This is a genomic window from Paenibacillus sp. JNUCC-31 (genome assembly GCF_014844075.1).
Taxonomy (GTDB): domain Bacteria; phylum Bacillota; class Bacilli; order Paenibacillales; family Paenibacillaceae; genus Paenibacillus.
This window is the reverse complement of record NZ_CP062165.1, coordinates 3,446,523-3,466,454: the sequence shown is the minus strand read 5'-3', so window position 1 is coordinate 3,466,454 and position 19,932 is coordinate 3,446,523. Positions and strand designations below refer to the sequence as shown.

General features: G+C 48.3%; 17 protein-coding genes. 1 reads left to right on the top strand and 16 read right to left on the bottom strand.

Annotation, left to right across the window (positions count from 1 at the left end):
• Positions 1–21: 21 nt before the first annotated feature.
• From spoIIE to pth, 14 genes are all read right to left on the bottom strand, one after another.
• Positions 22–2,529 carry a stage II sporulation protein E gene (spoIIE, locus tag JNUCC31_RS14925; protein ID WP_192272249.1) on the bottom strand — a complete coding sequence of 836 codons (2,508 nt, stop codon included), beginning with the start codon at positions 2,527–2,529 and terminating at the stop codon, positions 22–24.
• A gap of 499 nt (positions 2,530–3,028) precedes the next feature.
• Positions 3,029–3,556, bottom strand: coding sequence for a S1 domain-containing RNA-binding protein (locus JNUCC31_RS14920; protein WP_024633724.1), 528 nt, complete (start codon positions 3,554–3,556; stop codon positions 3,029–3,031).
• A gap of 198 nt (positions 3,557–3,754) precedes the next feature.
• The gene (locus JNUCC31_RS14915; RefSeq protein ID WP_192272247.1) at positions 3,755–4,090 is read right to left on the bottom strand and encodes an FtsB family cell division protein; all 336 of its coding nucleotides are present in this window, start codon (positions 4,088–4,090) and stop codon (positions 3,755–3,757) included.
• A gap of 12 nt (positions 4,091–4,102) precedes the next feature.
• Positions 4,103–4,672 (bottom strand): spore cortex biosynthesis protein YabQ, encoded by a 570-nt coding sequence (gene yabQ, locus JNUCC31_RS14910; RefSeq protein WP_062329380.1) that lies wholly within the window; start codon positions 4,670–4,672, stop codon positions 4,103–4,105.
• Positions 4,669–4,953: a sporulation protein YabP gene (yabP, locus tag JNUCC31_RS14905; protein WP_192272245.1), complete on the bottom strand. Its 285-nt coding sequence runs from the start codon at positions 4,951–4,953 to the stop codon at positions 4,669–4,671. Before yabP ends, yabQ begins: the two co-directional genes overlap by 4 nt.
• 175 nt (positions 4,954–5,128) lie before the next feature.
• Positions 5,129–5,407, bottom strand: coding sequence for an RNA-binding S4 domain-containing protein (locus JNUCC31_RS14900; protein WP_024633720.1), 279 nt, complete (start codon positions 5,405–5,407; stop codon positions 5,129–5,131).
• Positions 5,407–5,679: an HU family DNA-binding protein gene (locus JNUCC31_RS14895; RefSeq protein WP_017691362.1), complete on the bottom strand. Its 273-nt coding sequence runs from the start codon at positions 5,677–5,679 to the stop codon at positions 5,407–5,409. The genes JNUCC31_RS14900 and JNUCC31_RS14895 overlap by 1 nt, the downstream gene beginning before the upstream one ends.
• A 420-nt stretch (positions 5,680–6,099) precedes the next feature.
• Entirely contained in the window at positions 6,100–7,593 is a 1,494-nt protein-coding gene (gene yabN / locus JNUCC31_RS14890) for a bifunctional methyltransferase/pyrophosphohydrolase YabN (RefSeq protein WP_192272243.1), read from the bottom strand.
• A 175-nt stretch (positions 7,594–7,768) separates the two neighbouring features.
• Positions 7,769–9,469 carry a putative polysaccharide biosynthesis protein gene (locus tag JNUCC31_RS14885; RefSeq protein ID WP_192272242.1) on the bottom strand — a complete coding sequence of 567 codons (1,701 nt, stop codon included), beginning with the start codon at positions 9,467–9,469 and terminating at the stop codon, positions 7,769–7,771.
• Between the two features lie 182 nt (positions 9,470–9,651).
• Positions 9,652–10,194, bottom strand: coding sequence for a stage V sporulation protein T (gene spoVT, locus JNUCC31_RS14880; protein ID WP_192272240.1), 543 nt, complete (start codon positions 10,192–10,194; stop codon positions 9,652–9,654).
• 320 nt (positions 10,195–10,514) lie between these two features.
• On the bottom strand, positions 10,515–11,666 hold the full coding sequence (locus JNUCC31_RS14875) for a peptidylprolyl isomerase (RefSeq protein WP_192272238.1): 1,152 nt from the start codon (positions 11,664–11,666) through the stop codon (positions 10,515–10,517).
• A complete protein-coding gene (gene mfd, locus JNUCC31_RS14870) occupies positions 11,650–15,177 on the bottom strand; it encodes a transcription-repair coupling factor (protein WP_192272236.1) in 3,528 nt (1,175 codons plus the stop codon). Before mfd ends, JNUCC31_RS14875 begins: the two co-directional genes overlap by 17 nt.
• A 277-nt stretch (positions 15,178–15,454) precedes the next feature.
• On the bottom strand, positions 15,455–15,685 hold the full coding sequence (fin, locus tag JNUCC31_RS14865) for an anti-sigma-F factor Fin (protein ID WP_192272234.1): 231 nt from the start codon (positions 15,683–15,685) through the stop codon (positions 15,455–15,457).
• A 99-nt stretch (positions 15,686–15,784) separates the two neighbouring features.
• Positions 15,785–16,345: an aminoacyl-tRNA hydrolase gene (pth, locus tag JNUCC31_RS14860; RefSeq protein ID WP_192272232.1), complete on the bottom strand. Its 561-nt coding sequence runs from the start codon at positions 16,343–16,345 to the stop codon at positions 15,785–15,787.
• 324 nt (positions 16,346–16,669) lie between these two features.
• Here pth and JNUCC31_RS14855 point away from each other — a divergent pair, with 324 nt between their 5' ends.
• Entirely contained in the window at positions 16,670–16,870 is a 201-nt protein-coding gene (locus JNUCC31_RS14855; protein WP_024633712.1) for a hypothetical protein, read from the top strand.
• 336 nt (positions 16,871–17,206) lie between these two features.
• On the opposite strand, the gene JNUCC31_RS14850 is transcribed toward JNUCC31_RS14855, so the two are convergent.
• Both JNUCC31_RS14850 and glmU read right to left on the bottom strand, forming a co-directional pair.
• Positions 17,207–18,160 carry a ribose-phosphate diphosphokinase gene (locus JNUCC31_RS14850; RefSeq protein ID WP_017691370.1) on the bottom strand — a complete coding sequence of 318 codons (954 nt, stop codon included), beginning with the start codon at positions 18,158–18,160 and terminating at the stop codon, positions 17,207–17,209.
• Positions 18,161–18,260: 100 nt separating this feature from the next.
• On the bottom strand, positions 18,261–19,652 hold the full coding sequence (gene glmU, locus JNUCC31_RS14845) for a bifunctional UDP-N-acetylglucosamine diphosphorylase/glucosamine-1-phosphate N-acetyltransferase GlmU (protein ID WP_416234438.1): 1,392 nt from the start codon (positions 19,650–19,652) through the stop codon (positions 18,261–18,263).
• Positions 19,653–19,932 lie beyond the last annotated feature (280 nt).

Genomic DNA, 19,932 nt, shown 5'->3' with positions numbered 1-19,932 from the left:
TTCAAACCGAGGAATATGTGATTAACTGACAGTACGCGGACGCTCCATCCGGTTGATGCCAGGCACCCGCAGTGTGGCCCATTCAGGGCGAAAATGCTCTATTTTGCCTACAACTACGGTCATATCATCATAGATCTCGTGCTGCTGATATCGAATAACACTTTCAAGCAAACAGTCCGCTACCTCCTGAGGATCCTCGCTATCAATTTCCTGGATGAGACGCTTGATCCATAATTCTTTATTGACGGCATACCCCGGCGCATCATAGATCCCATCCGTCATCATAATCAAAATATCCCCTGGCTGAAGCTGTACGGTTACCAGATCCACTTCAATGTCCTTAATAATCCCAATCGGCAGATTACTGGCCGAAACCTGGATAACCTCCTGCCCCCGTTTAATAAAACTAGGAGTCGAGCCAATTTTCATAAATGTGGTCTCCGCTGTATATTCATCAATCAGTGCCATATCTACCGTCGCATACATCTCTTCAGGAGAACGCAGCATCAGAACGGAATTCACCGATTTGATTGCCAGCTTCTCATCCATGCCTGACTGTAACAACTGCTCCAGTATATTCAGTGCAGCACTGCTCTCCATACGTGCCCGTTCCCCATTGCCCATGCCATCGCTGAGTGCAACCGCAAATGTGCCGTTGCCCAGTTCAACTGTGCTGAAACTGTCTCCGGACATCACATCTCCCCCTTTGGCGGCAGCAGCAACACCCGTTGTGATCTCAAATGTTTTGGCAGAGCCAAATGTGACTGTCGCCAGCCCTTGGCGAGGGTCGAGCATCGTCTCACTCAAGACGGCAATATGCTCGTCCAGTACATCCGAGATCAGCGGAGCGATCATTTTTCGGCACTCGTCAAATCCGCGTGTATAGGCATGAACAATCTCGATTTCCACATTCCCCGCTTCCAGATTAATGATTTCAATAGAGTGTATAGACAGACCTAACGATTCAAGCGCATCTCGAATCTGTTCCTCCTGTTGCACCATCTCCTCACTTTCCCGTTGAATTTCTTTCGCCAGGTCCTCCATCACCTGGGATACCCCTGATAATTGCTCTGCAACCAGCTGACGACTATCTATAATTTGACGTTTCCATTGCATGTTATGTTGATGCAGACCATACTGGGCGCGCATCACTTCAAGTACTTCCTCCGGTTTCGCACATACCCTGTTCCATTCCACCGGAATCTGCTTGCCTGACATCTCCGGGTTGGTTTCAATGGAACTCATCACATCCGTCATATATTTATAGGTCTGAATAAACTTCGCATCCCAGCACTGGGCCCGTTTAAAGCAGCCCGAACATGTCCCTTCAGCTACAGCATTCATGAAATGCTCCATCCCGCCCTCGTTCTGTACCGGCTCCCCCGCCCCGGACATCTGATCGAAGCTTCGTGACAACTGACGGAATACCTGCGAGAAGCGAGTGACCCGTTCTGCGGTGACATCCCGTATTCGCTTCGCATATTCATGCTGCGATTTCGTGTGATCCTGTGTACCAGGAACATATTTGGAGATGGCCGTCATCATGCTCTTTGGTGTTAACATAAACAGAACAATGGCTGCACATGTCTCCCATAAAGAATTCATGACGTCTCCTGGTCCACCCAGGTAAATGGACAGAATAGAGGAACCCAGCAGCATGCCCAGAGCCACCGCCGCACGTTTTCCCTCTCTCAGCATACCCGCAAGCATCCCTGCAAAAGCAAGCAGGCTCATCTGATACACCGCTGACATATCGGCCAAACTCAGAATGAGGCCAGTAATGACCCCTACCGAAGCTCCGAGGGGGGCTCCGCCCACCAGTGCGAAGATCAGAATAAGATATCGGGATAGCATATGCTCGACCGACAGAGACTGAATGGTCCAGCCCACCGCCCCCGTCATCACAGAGGCCAGTAATATGATCAAACAGAGGATTTCCTCGTTTTTGAGGTTGAACTTTTTTTTGCGATAGGTGAAGATCGGTATGGCCTGTATGAAAACCAGAGTGAGCACGAAACTGAGTATAGAGTCCATCGTGAGCATCAGCATGGCGTACCAACTGAACGATGGCCCAATAACAACAGCGAACAACTTGACCATAAAAGTAGTCGTAAACACCATCGTCGGCGCATAAGATAATTCAGCGCGGTCATAAGACTCCAGTCCTCGGAACAACAGATAGAAAATGGCAAGTTCCGATGCTACGATGAGCGGTACCGGGAAAGGGGCAAAGAGGCTTCCGGCCAGCAACGCGGCGCCTACCGGAATAATATAATCCCTGCGCATAAAGGCAATGACCGCAAAGTAAGCGATCGCAAAGGGCGATAATTCATTCAGAATCATGGCTTTTCCGAGCAAGAATCCCATAAAGGTGAGGAGCAACACCCATTTACGGGCAGCAACGATCTGGACAGCCTTGCGGGAGCTAACCCACTGTTTGAGACGTACTGACAGCTCCTCACGAGCTTCTGTACCTCCTTTACCAGCTTTCATTCCCGGAAATTGAATGACATTCCACTTTTCCATCATCCTCAAGGCACCCCATTCGATTAAATGTTTTTTCGTGTTTCGTTCTCGATGGTTCTGATTATAGATAGAATAGAAGACGTAGTTTGTCACAATTGGTGGGCAGGCCCCAAAAACTTTACGACAAAAGAAACAGACATGGCGCGGTGGTGCGAAACCCCCGGCCTTATTATGGTTTCATCCATTTGGCACACACCCTGCCAACAAGGTACTTGTCTGATTTTGAACCGGAAGCGCTTCGTCATCGCCACGATCTGAGCAGGATACCTGTGGAATGCCATGGAAACCTGTCGGTAAAAAATAGTAGACGACAAATGTTCTTATGTACTTTTTTCCTGTGCAGAAAAACTGGGGATACGGAACCTCACTTTACAAAAACGGCTATAAATTCGGTCTATTGTCTATATGTAAACGATAACTGCAAAAGTTAAGGAAAACGCAAAAAAACCGCCAGCCCCAAGGCTAACGGTTTTTCTTATATTTTAAATCAGGTTGAACCAGATTACACGCGTTTGGCTCCACGGCCACCACGTTTGCCTTCTGTGTTCTTCTTCAACGAAGAAATCCGCTCTTCGCTATCTTTCAGGAAGCGTGACATTTTATCCTCAAATGAAGGTTTGCCTGCTGCGGGCTTGAAAGAACGGCCTCCGCGGTCACGGTTAAATCCACCACCACCGCCGCCACGGCCTTGGCCACCACTTGGGCCTCCACCGCTGAATCGTTCGCGATCTCCTCCACTGCGTTCCGGTCTAGGAGCTCTTGGGGGTCTGGACTGGGTTTGTTGCTCAACCGGTTTGTCAACAGCTTGCTTAATGGAAAGCCCAATCTTGCCATCCTTGTCAACGTTGATGACCTTTACTGTAACGAGGTCATTAAGTTTCAGGTGGTCGTTGACATCTTTGACATAATTGTCGGCGATTTCCGAGATGTGAACGAGACCCGTGACACCTCCTGACAGATCCACAAATGCTCCAAAATGCGTGATGCCTGTCACCTTGCCCTCTAACTTGGTGCCCACTTCAATTGCCATAGAATAAAATGATCCTCCCTTAAAAATATACAACCCGATTTTTTGAATGCCAAAATCAATGCTGTGCTAATGTAATTATACCTTATGCCGCAAACCAAGGTCAACAGAGCTCTGCCCCATAAGGGAGCCTATTTTTTCCGGTATGGCGGCTTCAGACATATAGATAACAAATCTTGCTCCGTAATGAGCCAAATTACATCAGTTCCCTGACTCTTCAACCTTAATTGGTGTTTCGTCAGGCAGATAGTATCCTCTTTTTCGTGCCAGTTGTCCTATGTATTCGGGATCCTTCAACCGGCTGACTTCATATTTCAACTGTGCCAGCTTCTTCTCTGTTTCTTCCTTTGAAGCTTGCTGTGCCGCCAGGTGAGAACTCTTGTCCGAAATTTGTGCAGTCTGCACAAGGAACGTATATCCTGCCCAAATGATAAACACAACCATAAAAGTCATCCAAAGCATAAGACGCCTTTTTGCACCAGAAGATTTTCCTTGGCCTGCTTGTACTTTTGATTTGCTCATAGGTGTTTTACCCATTATTGGACCTCCTTAAAACCAGCGTTTCCACATCGCTGCAATACTTGAACCCGCACGGATCAGGAAGCGTGGCGTTACCCAATGCTTCAGGAGCGGCCTAAACATCCAGCGGAACAACTTGCCGAAAGGTACCAAACATTGCAATACCAGCTTGCCCAGAAATAACAGGATTGCGAGTATAAAGCCAAATAATACACGCAATAGCTTATAAAGCCCTTTTGCCGGCATAACGATCAGGATGTTAAGGATATGTCCACACCAATGAATCAGCGTTCTTGCGAGTTTAATTAACATTACCACAAAACGCTGGGTTGTAACACTTAAAAGCCAAAAATAGAAGCAAACCCCTATAATCAGCCCCAAAAAGACATAAAACCGCAGCTGTCCGTGATTACCGGCGTACAGCATCCGGAAGACGAACAGCGCGGAAGCGACCCAGTACAACAGATCTAGCGTGTGGACACTCCATCTCGGGAACCGCAGCTGACCGGACAGTACCCGGTAACTGTCGTAGGCCATCCCCATCACGGCTCCCGATATCAGCATCCACATCAATGTGATCCATTGAGTATCGGGACTCATCGGAACATCTTGCCGAACAGGCCTTTACCGTTCTTGGATTGGGAACCGGGATCCAGATATTGCAGAGAACTGACCGTTCCCTCGATAGATAGCAAACCGTCCTCCAGGCTAAGGTTTTTGATATGTAAATTGTGCCCCCGGATGGTCAGATGCCCAAGTTCAGTTTGCAGTAAAAATTCCTCACTGTCGAAGCTCTCCACATTGGAGACACCTGTCAGATCCAGCAGTTTCCGATTCTGCATACTCAGATGATGCTGTTTCGTTTTATTTTGCTCAACCATGGCATGTACCCCTCCTTCTTACACCTAGCTTATGGATCAGAAGTGCGGAATAGAACCAAGGGCGGATGAAACCGAATGTCAGATAAATACGCATCAAAAAAACGCCCCTCCCTCTAGGGGAAAGGCGTTCCATTTCATGCCATGAATGGAAACAAAGGCATGTTGGGCATTCCTATTACCAGTTCAACCCATTATCCTTGGCGATCGGCTCTTCCTTAACCAAGGTGTAGAGGCTGCTTGCCTCGTCCTTCTTGGTACTCTCGGCAAGGCGTTCCACCTTTACGGTGACCAGCTTTTGACCGAACTGAACCGTCAGCTCATCGCCCACTTTGACAGCGGCGCTGGGCTTCGCTTCGCGCCCGTTCACCAGAACACGTCCTTGTTCAGAGACATCCTTGGCAACGGTGCGACGTTTGATCAGTCGAGAGACCTTCAGGAATTTATCAAGACGCATTATTTTACGGCTTCTTTAAGTTTGTTGCCTGCTTTGAATGCAGGAACGGTGGACTCAGGAATCACGATTTCATTCCCTGTTTGTGGGTTACGTCCGGTACGACCGGAACGTTTGCGGGTCTCAAAAGTGCCAAAGCCGATCAATTGTACTTTGTCTCCGCTGGCAAGTGCATCTGTAATCTCTCCCAAAAAGCCGTTCAATACGGACTCAACGTCTTTTTTAGTCAAACCGCTTTTGGTGGAAATGTTGTTAATCAGATCTGTTTTGTTCATTTTTAAAAGCCTCCCAAATTGAAAAAAAAGTATCTGCGAATTCATGGCAACAGATCTGCTGCCGCTGACTCCGCGCTAGGTTACTACACATGTATTCTGGCTTGGCATCTGAAATCCTGCCTTGGCCCTCGACTTTTTTCACATTCTGTCGGTCCTGCCCAAGAACAGTCTAAGTCCAATACCCGAAACAACCCTCCATTAATCACACAGTGATCATTGGCGTTTCTTCGACTAACATAATACACATGATGTACCTAAGCAATTTGCATAATTCGATTCATCTCGCTCCCGGGTACAAAATATAGACGAATAGAAGCATTTCGATCTATATCTTGCTGTTTGAAAGACCCCTCTTTGGATTTATGCAAAATGCTCACTATGTGAATGATATCGGATCAGCGCTCAAAATGCCAGAACCCTTTACAATCCAGCCTTCTTCGCTGCCTGCCAGTATTCCTCCATTTCATCGACATTACTGTCTGACGGAGTTCTTCCCTGTTCACGCAGGCGCTCCTCAATATACTGGAAACGCTGAACGAATTTCCGATTGGTGGCGGCAAGTGCCTCCTCCGGATCTGTATCAATGAATCTAGCGACATTGGCAGCTGCAAACAGTAAATCGCCCAGCTCCAACTTCCGTTCTTCAGCAGATTGGTTGTGCTGCACTGCTTCTTTCAGTTCGGCCAATTCTTCTTCGATCTTGGCAAAGACACCCTCGACATCATCCCAGTCGAAGCCAACCTTGGCCGCTTTCTTCTGCAATTTATATCCTTTCATCAAAGCAGGCAAGTCACGGGGAATACCATCCAGCACGGAGGTCTTCTGCAGGTCCTGTCCTTTACGCTTTTTCTCCTCTGCCTTCATCTGTTCCCAGTTTTGCAGTGCCTCATTCGCATCACCTGCCTGCTGTTCGCCAAAGACGTGCGGATGACGGAAAATAAGCTTGTCGTTCAATCCTTCGATAACATCGTACACGTTAAACGTGCCAACCTCTTCTTCCATCTGGGAGTGCAGCAAAATCTGCAACAGGAGATCACCCAGCTCTTCCTTCATGTGATCGGGGTCATCTTCATCAATGGTTTCAATAACTTCATAGGTTTCCTCAATCAGATTTTTGCGAATCGACTGGTGGGTCTGTTCCTGATCCCATGGACAGCCCCCTGGACTGCGAAGGATATTCACAATTTCATGCAATCGTGCGAAGGAACGTCGACGTAGCGCGTCATCTGTATTTTTTGGCACATAGATCAGTGAAAGATTACCATACCCTTCAATACGGTCCAGATCATGCAGTGGCACCTTGTGAATGATCTCCTGCCCCTGTACACCCAAGGCGTGTCCAACAAATACCGGATAATCGTCAGAATAAACGTCCATCAGGCACAGTTTTACGTCGGAAGCGGTAAACACATCGTAGACTTGCCCGATCAAGGTATGAAGCTGGGGTTGCACCAGTTCCGTATTCAGACTGCTGGCGTCCAGAAGCTGAAAACCTTCAATGGGGTCGAATCCCAGACGAATGAATGCTTCATCCAGAAAACTCTCTCCGCCCATGATACGCAGCGAAATGCCCATCTGGGGGCAGCGCTCTTTCAGCAGGCGTACACTCGCTTCTGCAACCATGGGATGCCCTGGCACGGCATAAACGATCTCAGTGCCTTGTTCACCCGTGCGTGCGGCATCGATCAGCTGATCTGCAATTTCATCGTAGACTTCGGGAAAAGAAGCCTTAGCCTCATAGATCGCATCAAAAGATGTCATCTCAAGCCCTTCCTGCTTCAGATCATTCAACACGGGATGATCCAGTGTACGCACATACAGCGTGGCCGCATGTTTCATTTTTTTAATAATCCCTACCGTCAGCTGGTCTGCGTCTCCAGAACCAAGACCAACTACTGTCAAAGCTGCACTCATCTTTGTAAACCTCCATCCGAACCATCCTGTTCCGACTTCCCCATCCCTGAATCACATTCGATGTGGATGAGCCATGAAGCAGAACAGCGCTCTATAATTACACGTATTATACCAGAATCAGACGTTATCCTATAATTGCATATTCCACGGCGCTGGATGTAGACTCCGCGGGGGTTTAGCGCAGCACACGCAGTCTGCGCAGCAGCTTGGCCAGAAGCGGCCCCAGCTTGGGCACGGCCGCCAGCTCTGCGGCGGTCAACAGCCCCGTGAGGGCCGCAGCCAGCACGAACACGGCCGAGCCTGCGGCTACGCCAAGCAGGCTCACGCCCACCGCGGCCAGCCTGCCTTCGGCCGCGAACCCGATGCCGCCGAGCGCTGCTTCGGCGGCCCAAGCCGTGCCCGCCGCTGCCAGGCACATGGCGGCGATGACGAGCGCCGGCTTCGCCAGGACGGCGCCAGGGGCCGGGCGCATGGCGGTGAGCCGCGCCAGCAGCGCCACATTGAGGCCAGCCGCCAGCATATAGGCGACTGCGCCTGCCAGAGCCGCGCCGCTGATGCCCAGCGCCGGCACAAGCATGACGTTCAGCAGCGCCTTGACGCCTGCGGCGGCCAGCATGCTGAACGCGGGTGCGCGCACGGCGCCGAGGCCTTGCAGCAGCGCCGCCGCAATGATGCTGACGGTGCTGCCCGCAGCCATCAGCGCCATGTACCGCAGAGCTTCGGTGCCTGCGGCATCTCCGTACAGCATGCGGTTGATTGGCTCAGCCAGCACCGCCAGTCCCGCGGACGCCGCCAAGCCGATCAACCAGAACCAGCGCAGCGCAAGGCCTGCTTGCTTCCTCACGGCTTCCGGCCCGCCCTTGAGCCGGGCTTCGGCCATAGCCGGAATAAAGAGCACAGATAGTGACGTGGCAAGCATCGTCACCAGTTGAACTAACGGCAAGCCCCGATTGTAAATCCCGAAGGAGACCATGGATTGAAGCTCATCCAGCCCTTCTTGTCTTAATAAACGGGGTACCGTAAAGGTATCCACCAGATTCATCAATGGCACGGCCAGTGATCCGAGACAGACCGGAATGGCATAGATCAGCAGCGTCCGAATCCATTCGCTGTTGGAACGCCGTTCCTCGGGAAGAAGGCTGCTCCCCACGCTTCGGCGTTCCTTGGTTTTCTGCATTTGCTCAGCTGTGTCAGCATCTTTCTTAACAGTGAACTGTTCCCGATTTTTCCGTCGATGACGGTACATATAACCAAGCATGGCGACTAATCCGGCAATGCCTCCAGCCACCGATCCAAGCATAGCGCCAGCCGCAATAGTCTCCATCGAAGCATTTCGCCCCATGAGCCATAGTAACAGCACGATCATCACCGTAACCCTTACCATCTGCTCCACCACCTGGGACACCGCTGTAGGCACCATTTGCTGCAAGCCCTGAAAGTAACCACGCAGTCCTGTCATCACCGGTACAAACAACAATGCCATGGACGCTGCGCGAATGGAAGATACAACACTTCCATTACCAATAAGATCCCCGATAAAAGGTGCGCCTATATACATTAACAAAGCCAATACTAATCCAATTCCACCAAGCAGCATGGAGGATAAACGTACAATCCGCCTACCCTCCTCCGGCCTACCCATTGCATTCTGTTCGGCTACAAATTTGGATACAGCTACAGGCAATCCGGCAGCCGCGATCGTAATAAGAAGCATATAGAACGGGTACACCGTGTTGTAGATCCCAAAAACCCCGTCTCCGCCGAGATTTTGCAGCGGGATCTTCTGAAAAGCACCAATGATTTTGGATATAATAGCGGCAAACCCAAGCACAAAGGCGCCCTGAAGCAACCTTGAGCCTGTAGACGACTGTTTCATATGTCCCTCCTGCGTGTCCGTTCGTTCAAAGTATACTTAGCTATTATACCTGTCTATAGGCACTCAGACTAACCCCTTAGGCAGAGCTCCCTTTTAGGTCACCACCCCGGATCTCGCCCAATCCCCCAAAAACGCAAAAACTCCTGGTTGCCCTAACAGGGCACCAGGAGTTGATCTGCGGTTTATTGTTCCATCTGTTTACCAAGGAATCCAGCAGCTGTCTCAGACATTTTAACTTCCATCTGAGACATTTTAACTGATTCATCCTTGTTGAACAGGATAACCGTTCCGATGGGGTCACCACCAGAAATAATCGGGGCAATAACAAAAGAAGATAACGTCTCGTCATGATCTTTGCTAAGCTCATAAGACCCGTTGTTTGTCTCCAGGATCGTCTTGCGATTCTCCATGCAGCTCTCCAGCAGTGGCCCTACCTGCTTGTCCAGATACTCTTTCTTGGAACCACCTGCCACCGTAATAATAGTATCACGGTCAGAAATCATCGTTACATGACCAGTACTTTCATACAGGGATTCTGCGTATTCTTTGGCAAAATCACCAAGTTCGCCAATCGGCGAATATTTTTTTAGGATAACTTCTCCATCACGGTCCACAAAAATCTCCAGTGGATCGCCTTCACGGATACGTAACGTACGGCGGATTTCTTTTGGAATGACCACACGACCGAGGTCATCTATACGGCGGACAATACCAGTAGCTTTCATTTCACATGTTGCCCCACTTTCTCGAGAAGATTTTTCAACTACTGTTCCTTAATGGGTAGAGGAAAGTCCCAGAACGTTTAGTGTGATATCTTGACCATAGTATTCATCTGTTCCCATTTCCTTATACATGATTTGGAGAATATAGTTGTGTCAATTCTGCAGAAGGAGACCATATACCCATTTGGCAGCCCTGAATACAAATAGAAGCAAGAAGGAGGCCATAAGACCTCCCCTTGCTTCTCTGTATGGTTGTCCATATTTCAATCGTTCCAGATTTCATTAAGATGAAATTGAATCATGAAACGTTTACGCTTGCGGTCTTACTTCCCGCTTGTGTCTGCACCTTCACCTGTTGTTGCATCTTTATCGGTTCCAGTTGTTCCTTCATCCTTTTTGGTATCTGTACCTTTGGTATCATCCGTTTTAGTTTCGGTTTTATTACCTTCCGTACCTGTACCGGATGTACCTTCTGTTTTGCCTTCTTCAGCTTTATCTGTTTTCGGCAGTTTCACTTCTTTAACGATTTTGTCCAATTCACTGTTCATGAATGTATCGATTTGAGCAGCAGCCAACTGACTTTTCAGCGTTTCTTTCTGCTCATCCGTCAATTTGCTGTAATCTGCTTCCGTACGGGATTCCACTTTCATCACGTGATATCCGTATTCTGTTTCAACAGGGTCGCTAATTTTGTTCAACGGCAATGTTTTGGCAGCTTCCTTGAAGGCATCTACCCAATTGGCTACAGGAGTATTCTCATATAAACCGCCTTTTTCTGCGGAACCTGGATCTTCAGAGTATTTTTTCGCAATTTCAGCAAAATCGGCTCCGCCATCCAATTTCTTTTTAACTTCTTTTGCAATTTTAAGAGCATCTTCTTTCTTGCGCTCTTTTTGTGTTTTTGGATCTGTGAAGTTAATCAGTACGTGGCGAACGGAAGCCGTTGTAAACTGATCTTTGTTTTTCTCAAATTCAGCCTTAATCGCATCTTCAGTAACGCCTGTTTCCTTGTCTTTAATTACGGTCATGATGCGAGTCATGTAATCTTTGATGTTCTGATCCGTCAGGTTCTGAGCTTTTTGCATCTCGGTCCATTGATCGGCTTGAACAGAAGCCTTCATTTTGTCGAATTGTTCTGTTGCTGTTTTGGCTCCTGCAGTCTTGGCTTCCTCACTTGCTTTTCCACTCAAATATTCATATGCAACTTCCTGTTTCACCAGGTATTCCTTGAAATCATCCATATCCATCATTTGTGCATATTCCGGATAGAGGAATTTCATGACGCGTTGCTCCAGGTCGAATTCATTGGCTGTAATGGTGCCGCCCTCATACGTAGCGACTACAGCACTTGTATCAGTCTTTTCCGGTGCTTTTGCTTCTTCTTTCTTGCCACATGCAGCAAGCAGTGATAAGGACAGTACTGCGATCATACTCACAGACAGTACCTTCCCTACTTTTTTATACTTTGCTAACATCCTTTAGTTCCCCCTTTGATTTAAAAGCACTTTTCATGGACTCCAGAAATTTCTCTACCAGCTCCATCAGTTGCTTGTCCCCAAGCCCTTTGCCTTTGACATGAATAAGCATATGGGGTCCTTGTTCAAATTGTACACGTCTTTCGAACTGATTTCCAATGTGTGCGATCTTCGAGAGCTCAAAGGCATGTTCACGGCCTTCATAAAACTTCACCGTAAGGTCATCTCCTCGTTGAGAGATCGACTCAATGCCGTAGATTTTGCCATAGACTTTCAGCCTGGCCACTGCCAGCAGATTGATTACAGCTTCCGGAAGATCACCGAATCGGTCAACCAATTCGTCTTCCAGTTCCATCGCATCGTCGAAGGAGGCAATAACCGCCACTTTTTTATAAATTTCAATCTTCTGAATGCTGTCATAGATATAATCTGACGGCAAGTACGCATCGATACTGAGATCCAGCGTTGTATTCCACTGATCGGATGGCACCGGCTCTTCGCCGAGCATCGTCACTTTGCGTTTGTTGATTTCCTCTGCAAGCATCTGAGAATACAGATCGAACCCGACGGACGCAATGAAGCCATGCTGCTCTGCTCCGAGCAGATTACCCGCACCGCGGATCGACAAATCGCGCATCGCGATTTTGAAACCCGAACCCAGTTCGGTAAATTCCTTGATCGATTGCAAGCGTTTCTCGGCAACTTCGGTCAATACTTTATCCCGTTGGTACGTGAAATACGCATACGCAATCCGGTTGGAACGACCCACCCGTCCGCGCAGCTGATACAACTGGGATAGCCCCATTTTGTCCGCATCATGTACAATCAGGGTGTTTACGTTAGGGATATCCACCCCGGTCTCGATAATGCTTGTGCTGACGAGCACGTCATATTCCCCGTCCAGGAAGTCCAGAATGGTTTTCTCCAGCTCTGTTTCCGACATCTGGCCATGCCCCACTCCGACTTTCGCTTCAGGTACCAATTCGGAGATCTCGGCAGCCATCTCCTGAATTCCCTGTACCCGGTTGTACAGGTAGTAGACCTGACCACCACGGGCCAATTCACGTTCAATGGCTTCCCGGACAAGCGCCTGACTGTGTTCAACCACATAAGTCTGTACCGGGAAACGATTCTCTGGAGGTGTCTCAATAACCGACAGATCCCGAACGCCCAGCATGGACATGTGAAGGGTACGTGGAATCGGCGTCGCTGTCAGTGTCAACACGTCGACATTGGTTTTCAGCTTTTTCAGTTTTTCCTTATGGGTTACACCGAAACGCTGCTCTTCATCCACAATAAGCAGACCAAGGTCCTTGAACACCAGATCCTGTGATAACAATCGGTGCGTACCGATGACGATATCGACGGTACCTGCCTTAATGCCTTTGGCTGTCTCGTTTTGTTCCTTGCGGGAACGGAAGCGGCTAAGTACATGAATGTTAAAGGGATATCCAGAGAAGCGTTCACGGAACGTCTCATAATGCTGCTGCGCCAAAATGGTTGTAGGGACCAATACAGCAACCTGTTTCCCCTCAATAGCAGCCTTAAATGCGGCACGAATAGCAACCTCGGTTTTGCCGTAACCGACGTCCCCACACAATAAACGGTCCATTGGCCGGTTTTGTTCCATATCTTTTTTGATTTCTTCGATTGCACGCACCTGATCGCGTGTCTCGTCATACGGGAACATGTCCTCGAATTCCTGTTGCTCCGCAGAGTCTTTGTCGAAACCAAAACCTTTGGATGTCTGACGTTCCGCATAAAGCTTGATTAGATCATCAGCAATATCCTGTACGGATGTACGGACTTTATTTTTAACCCGTGTCCACTCATTGCCGCCCAGCTTGTATATTTTCGGCTCTTTCTCTTCGGAACCGACATATTTCTGAATCAGATCAATCTGCTCAATCGGTACAGACAGTTTGTCTCCACCCGCATAAAGAATATGCATGTAATCCTTGTGAATGCCGCCAACCTCAAGTGTACCGATCCCAAGATACTTACCAATCCCGTGATTCTGGTGAACGACATAATCGCCCACTTTCAGCTCACTATAGGATTTAATCCGTTCGGCATTGTCCACATTGCGAATCGGTTTACGTACCTTGCGCTGCTTCTGGGAGAACATCTCGCCTTCTGTTACGACAGCCAGATGAATGGATGGCATTTCAAAGCCTGTCTGAAGGTTACCAATAAGCATTTCCGGCTCAGGGATATCATAATCCATGAGAACCCTGCGCATCCGATCGAGTCTTTCCTCACCGTTTGCCAGCATAAGCACTTGAACTCCAGCCTTCTGCCATCGCTCCATCTCTGCCTTGAGCACATTCATCTGACCATGGAAATCCTGCATGCCACGGCTGATAAAGTTCAGAATATTCTGGGGTTGAGTGTGAGGAACCTGACGTAAAAAGATGGACATAAACAACGTCTGGAATGGACGCTCATATATCAGATCATCGCCATCCGCCGATAGATGCAGGTCAGGAAGTGTTTTCCCGTTTTGCATCAGATGCAGATTCCACTCCGACTCATCCCGCTCCAGCTGTTTTGATGTCTCGGCGAGCCTTGCCGGCTCATCGAGAACAAGCAAGGTATCTTCCGGCATGTAGTCGTAAATTGTTTTATTTTCCGGATAGAGCGGTGAAATATATTTATACATTTCGGAGAAATACACATGCTCCCGCAACAGTTCAATCTCCCGATGAATTTCTTCACGCAGACGCAGCTTCGCCTGCCGGTCGGTCATCTTCTCAAGCTGTTGATCAAGCAAAGTAACAGCCGCATCTGCAGCCTTCTCCATGCGCTCGCGGTCTGCAATTAACTCTTTGCACGGCAGTACCGTGACTTCTTCGATCCGTTCAATGGAACGCTGGTCTGCCGGGTCGAAGGTACGGATGGAATCAATCTCATCATCGAACAGCTCTACTCGATACGCGATGGATGATGTGACAGGATAGAAATCAATAATTCCTCCGCGTACACTCATCTCTCCACGTGATTCAACACGCTCCACACGCTCATATCCGAGCTTCACCATCTCCAGCAGGAACGAATCCAAATCAAGCGTGCTGCCCTGTTTAATTGTAATCTGGGCATTAGCCATTACTTCCGGAAGCGGAACATAACGCCGTACCCCGGAAAATGGAATAACAACAACGCCCCTAAATCCCTGGGCGCAACGGACCAACACATCAATACGCTGACCCAATGTTTCCGGACTGGAAACAGCGGCTTCAGCGGCAACAAGCTCATTGGCAGGGTAGAGCAGTACCTGATCAGGTGAAAGCGCTTCCTGTAAATCTTCTGCAATTTTTTGGGCGGAAAACATATTATGTGTCACAACGAGCAGCGGTCGGTTCATTTCCTGATGAAGGGCAGCCAGCATAATCTGACGTGCCGATCCGGATAAGCCCGAAATCAATTGCTCTTTCATGCCGGATGTAATCCCGGCCGTAATGGACCCGAAGTCCGGATCTTTGGAAAAAGCCTGTATAAGTGCTTGTAACAAAAGGGGCACCTCTCTTATAACTTACTTGAGTATCTCACACCTGTGCGCAGGTTCACCAATATAAAATTGGATACAAATTCCTTTTTGTCCTGTTTCATCATAAAGGATTCATCGCTACTTTGCCACATCCGTTTGATGTGGCTCGACCGTCATTTGAGTATAGACTGCTTTCATCCCAACTGAAAAGAAGCCTCAGCAGTCTGCCAAGGCTATAAAGGGGGAGCGGTATTCCGCAGCCCCCATCATCTGTCATCGGTTCTTGCTGCATCGCGAGCTACTATTGGAGCGGACTCGCAAGCAGACTGAGCTCGGGATTAAGCTCCAGAGCTTCCTTGCAATAATCACATGTAATCCGGACGGTAATATCGCCACCGGAATTATACGCTATTATATCCCTCCGCTCGTCGGGGGTCAAGAAATGAAAGCCCAATTGCGCTTCCGTTATCCGGGCAGAATCGATTCGTCCAATAAAAGTACGGCAATGCCTGCACACATAATTCACTGACATGTTTATGCCTCCTGAACATGGTTTTATACGTCCAGTATGCCCATTAAGACTGAATTGAACCCGAATCTTGATCATTTTTCCAGTGTCAATCGCCGCGGTTCATCCGTTGAACTTGGCCATGGTTTGTTCAAACGTGTGATCCAGACTGTACTCCAATGCATCGCAGGTCTGTTCAATCGTTTGATCAAGAGCTTCCTTTTCATTCTTCATAAACTTCGAAAGCACGTAGTCTACAATGGCATGTCCCGGTTCGGGTCTGGATATTCCCATCCGTACCCGGTTAAACTGCTGTGTACCGGTATGCTGAATAATGGATTTGATTCCATTATGGCCACCTGCACTGCCTTGGTAACGCAATCTGACCTTGCCTGTTTCTGTGTCCATATCGTCATAGACGACAATCAGGTCTTCCAGACTAACTTTATAAAAGTCCATATAGGCCCTTACCGATTCACCAGACAGGTTCATAAACGTCATCGGTTTAATCAGCACGGTTTTGACGCCGCCGATTACCCCTTCTCCAATCAACGCTTTACACTTGCTCTGCGTAATCGAAATGCCATGCCGATCTGCCAGTCGATCTATTGCCATAAAACCAATATTATGACGGGTTTTGGCGTAATTCGGGCCCGGGTTCCCGAGGCCGACAATCCACTTCATCTCGTTCCCTCCTTTGGATCAGCGTAAGGTGAAGCATAGACTTCGAATGGTATATTTCATATAATATCAACAAAGTGTGATTCGAATTGGTTATATAATTTGAACGATTATTACACCTAATCACTCCGATTGCAGTACCATCTCTCGATCGCTCTTATCCCCAGATTTTCTTATTCCCATAATCCTAGGGTAAAATCCGGTGATAAAGGCGCACGCTCCGCTTCTTAAGATTGGTTCTGCACTCTCCGTTTTGGTGTAAACGTCAGTTTCAACTTATATAGTGTTTACAGCTTTTATTCATCAACCCAGGAAGGTGAGCGGGTTTTGCGCGAAGACAACGGACAACTGACTCAACATAGCGATTTTATCTATCATCTGGAATATCACGTACCTGTACAGGTATATGACCGCGACACCCATATTGAGATTGGACTTATCACCCGTTTCGATAATCAATTTGTCGAAATTGCCGACACTCTTTTTCATCGGCGCAGGTTCCGGTTCATCTCCCGCCCCGGGTACTAACCATATAAGTTGAACGTATGATTTTACATTGGATCAATGTGCGGCCAGAACCATCTTTCGATCACTGTTAGCACCCGATTCTTTGATTCCCTTTTCAAAGGGAACCTCGGTGATAAAGGCGAAGCATATGCGTTCCAAAGCAGCTTTCTTCCAGATTGCTTTTAGCTCCGCTTTCTCAGATTTCTTTCTGCCCTCTTCGTTATCGTGTAATTTAGTTCAACTTATATAGAATTGACCAGCGTATGTTTCGATTTTATTAAAACGGCACGCCGACAGGGGTTACATTTTCCATTGAACCGGAAAACGTAACCCCTCTACTACTTTATGCAGACATCCTTATTCAATTTCAAACAGCTTGCTGATTGATAATTCCTCATGAACCCGGATAATGGCTTCTCCGAGCAACGGTGCTACGGACAACACTTTAAGTTTGCTTGTCGGATTGGCATGCGTAATCGGAATGGTATCCGTAACGATGACTTCCTTCAGTGGAGCATTCTCCAAGCGTTCCATCGCAGGTCCGGACAATACCGGGTGAGTACAGCATGCGTAGACTTCCTTCACGCCGCCTTCCATCAGAGCATTCGCTCCCAATACAATCGTTCCCGCCGTATCAATGATATCATCGATCAGGATTGCTGTTTTGCCTTCGATGTTACCGATAATGTTCATTACTTCGCTGACATTCGGCTCCGGACGACGTTTGTCGATAATTGCGAGCGGTGCATTCAGAAAGTCCGCCAGTTTCCGAGCGCGCACTACGCCGCCGTGGTCAGGAGAAACTACAACTGGATTTTCAATCTGTTTCGAGCGGAAATATTGAGCCAAAATCGGCACGCCGAGCAGATGATCGACCGGAATGTCGAAGAATCCTTGAATCTGCATCGCATGCAAGTCCATCGCGATTACACGGGTTGCACCCGCTTTTTCAATCAGGTTGGCAACCAGTTTCGCTGTAATCGGGTCACGCGAACGTGCCTTGCGATCCTGTCTTGCATAGCCATAGTACGGAATAACGACGTTAATCGTCTTGGCAGATGCCCGTTTGAGTGCATCAATCATCACGAGCATTTCCATCAGGTTGTCATTAACCGGCAAGCAAGTTGACTGCACAATGTAGACGTGACAGCCCCGAACACTCTCAGAGAGCTTCACTTGGATCTCACCATCACTAAAGCTAGTGGTGTGAGATTCACCCATAGGAATTCCGATATAATCAGCAATTTGATGGGCAAGCTTGGGGTTAGAATTGCAAGTAAATATTTTTAATTTCGAATCAAAATAAGTCATAAAATAAAAACCCTCCGTGCTGGTTCATTGGAATCTATAAGCGTCTGCGACATGTCGGCACCTCCCGATGATCGGAAGGCAATCTTAATATCAATACCCCTTATTCGGGTTTGGCATTTTGTTTTTTAGCTTTGGCACGCCCGCGAATTTTCTCCGCATATCCAGGTTTGTTCTCCTGGCGTGGACGGGCAATCGCGAGATCGTTCTCTGGAACAGAGTGGGTAACAGTAGAGCCTGCAACAACATATGCGCCCTTACCTACTGTGACAGGTGCAATCAGATTGACATTGCTGCCTACGAACGCATCATCCTCAATCGTCGTTACAGCTTTATTATATCCATCATAATTCACCGTTATTGCCCCGCATCCAACATTTACATTTTTTCCTACTTTGGCATCCCCAATATAACTGAGATGAGATACTTTGGAGCCTTCATCAATTGTAGCATTTTTCACTTCGACAAAGTCACCGATTTTTACTTTACGGCCCAATACTGTTCCTGGACGCAAATAAGCAAATGGACCTACGGTTGCTTCCGAACCCACCTCTGCTTGTGACAATACAGAATGCTTGATTGTAACCCCATCCTGAATGATGCTGTCTTCCACATCTGCCTGAGGACCAATATGGCAAGCCTCACCAATGGAAGTGGTGCCTTTGAGTATGGTTCCCGGATACAATACTGTATCTGATCCAATGGTAACATCTGCCCCGATATATGTCGATGCCGGATCGATGATTGTAACACCGTTCAACATATGTCGTACAGCCAGACGTTCACGCATGAATGCTTCCGCTTGGGAAAGAGCAAGCCGATCATTGACCCCGATGGATTCCGCGATGTCATCCGACATATAAGCTTCCACCACTTCCCCATCATTACGGAAAATGCCGACAACGTCAGTGAGATAATACTCACCTTGAGCATTCTCGTTCGTCACTTTCTCCAGTGCAGCGAACAATTTGGCATTGTCGAAGCAGTATGTGCCTGTGTTGATCTCGTTCACAGCATCTTCCTGCTCTGTGCAATCCTTTTGTTCAACAATACGCTGTACAGAACCATCTTCTCCACGAATCACGCGGCCATACCCTTTGGGATTGTCCAAATGGGCCGTTAGTACCGTCGCCGCTGCTCCGCGACTCTCATGAAGTTTCATCAGACCTTCCAGCGTCTCGCTGGTCACCAGTGGTGTATCTCCACAGACAACAATGGTTGAGCCTGCTTCTCCGCCGAGCAAAGATTTAACCTGCTTCACCGCATGTCCTGTTCCCAGTTGTTCAGCCTGAAGAGCGTATTCTGCTCTCGAACCCAAAAATGACTGCACCGCTTCGGCACCGTGACCGACCACGACGACACTACGTTCAACGCCTGCGCGAAGAGCTGCATCCAGCACGTGACCCACCATAGGTTTACCGCATACGGGATGCAGTACTTTGTACAATTTTGATTTCATCCGTTTGCCTTGCCCTGCCGCAAGAACAATTGCCATTCTTTTCAAAATTTACGACCTCCTGTTCTGAATACCCCCATCGTTGGACCTCGCCTTTATATATCCGATGAGTACCGTTCAGCCGGCTCTGCGCCGGTCTTGTTCATCGCCTGCTGTCTCTGTAATCACGCGTAACAACGCGGACACCTACGAATCGTGACCTATATGTATACGCCGTGTACCTGCGAGCTTAACCGAATCCCATGATTCCTAAGATGCCGCCCTGTAACCAAGCGCACGCTGCGCTTTTTTGTTCTTTCAACATTTTGCAACAATCCGG

Bases quoted from the DNA above. Each gene is read 5' to 3' on its own strand.
- spoIIE (WP_192272249.1), bottom strand. From the start codon at position 2,529: ATGATGGAAAAGTGGAATGTCATTCAATTTCCGGGAATGAAAGCTGGT.
- JNUCC31_RS14920 (WP_024633724.1), bottom strand. From the start codon at position 3,556: ATGGCAATTGAAGTGGGCACCAAGTTAGAGGGCAAGGTGACAGGCATC.
- JNUCC31_RS14915 (WP_192272247.1), bottom strand. From the start codon at position 4,090: ATGGGTAAAACACCTATGAGCAAATCAAAAGTACAAGCAGGCCAAGGA.
- yabQ (WP_062329380.1), bottom strand. From the start codon at position 4,672: ATGAGTCCCGATACTCAATGGATCACATTGATGTGGATGCTGATATCG.
- yabP (WP_192272245.1), bottom strand. From the start codon at position 4,953: ATGGTTGAGCAAAATAAAACGAAACAGCATCATCTGAGTATGCAGAAT.
- JNUCC31_RS14900 (WP_024633720.1), bottom strand. From the start codon at position 5,407: ATGCGTCTTGATAAATTCCTGAAGGTCTCTCGACTGATCAAACGTCGC.
- JNUCC31_RS14895 (WP_017691362.1), bottom strand. From the start codon at position 5,679: ATGAACAAAACAGATCTGATTAACAACATTTCCACCAAAAGCGGTTTG.
- yabN (WP_192272243.1), bottom strand. From the start codon at position 7,593: ATGAGTGCAGCTTTGACAGTAGTTGGTCTTGGTTCTGGAGACGCAGAC.
- JNUCC31_RS14885 (WP_192272242.1), bottom strand. From the start codon at position 9,469: ATGAAACAGTCGTCTACAGGCTCAAGGTTGCTTCAGGGCGCCTTTGTG.
- spoVT (WP_192272240.1), bottom strand. From the start codon at position 10,194: ATGAAAGCTACTGGTATTGTCCGCCGTATAGATGACCTCGGTCGTGTG.
- JNUCC31_RS14875 (WP_192272238.1), bottom strand. From the start codon at position 11,666: ATGTTAGCAAAGTATAAAAAAGTAGGGAAGGTACTGTCTGTGAGTATG.
- fin (WP_192272234.1), bottom strand. From the start codon at position 15,685: ATGTCAGTGAATTATGTGTGCAGGCATTGCCGTACTTTTATTGGACGA.
- pth (WP_192272232.1), bottom strand. From the start codon at position 16,345: ATGAAGTGGATTGTCGGCCTCGGGAACCCGGGCCCGAATTACGCCAAA.
- JNUCC31_RS14850 (WP_017691370.1), bottom strand. From the start codon at position 18,160: ATGACTTATTTTGATTCGAAATTAAAAATATTTACTTGCAATTCTAAC.
- glmU (WP_416234438.1), bottom strand. From the start codon at position 19,652: ATGGCAATTGTTCTTGCGGCAGGGCAAGGCAAACGGATGAAATCAAAA.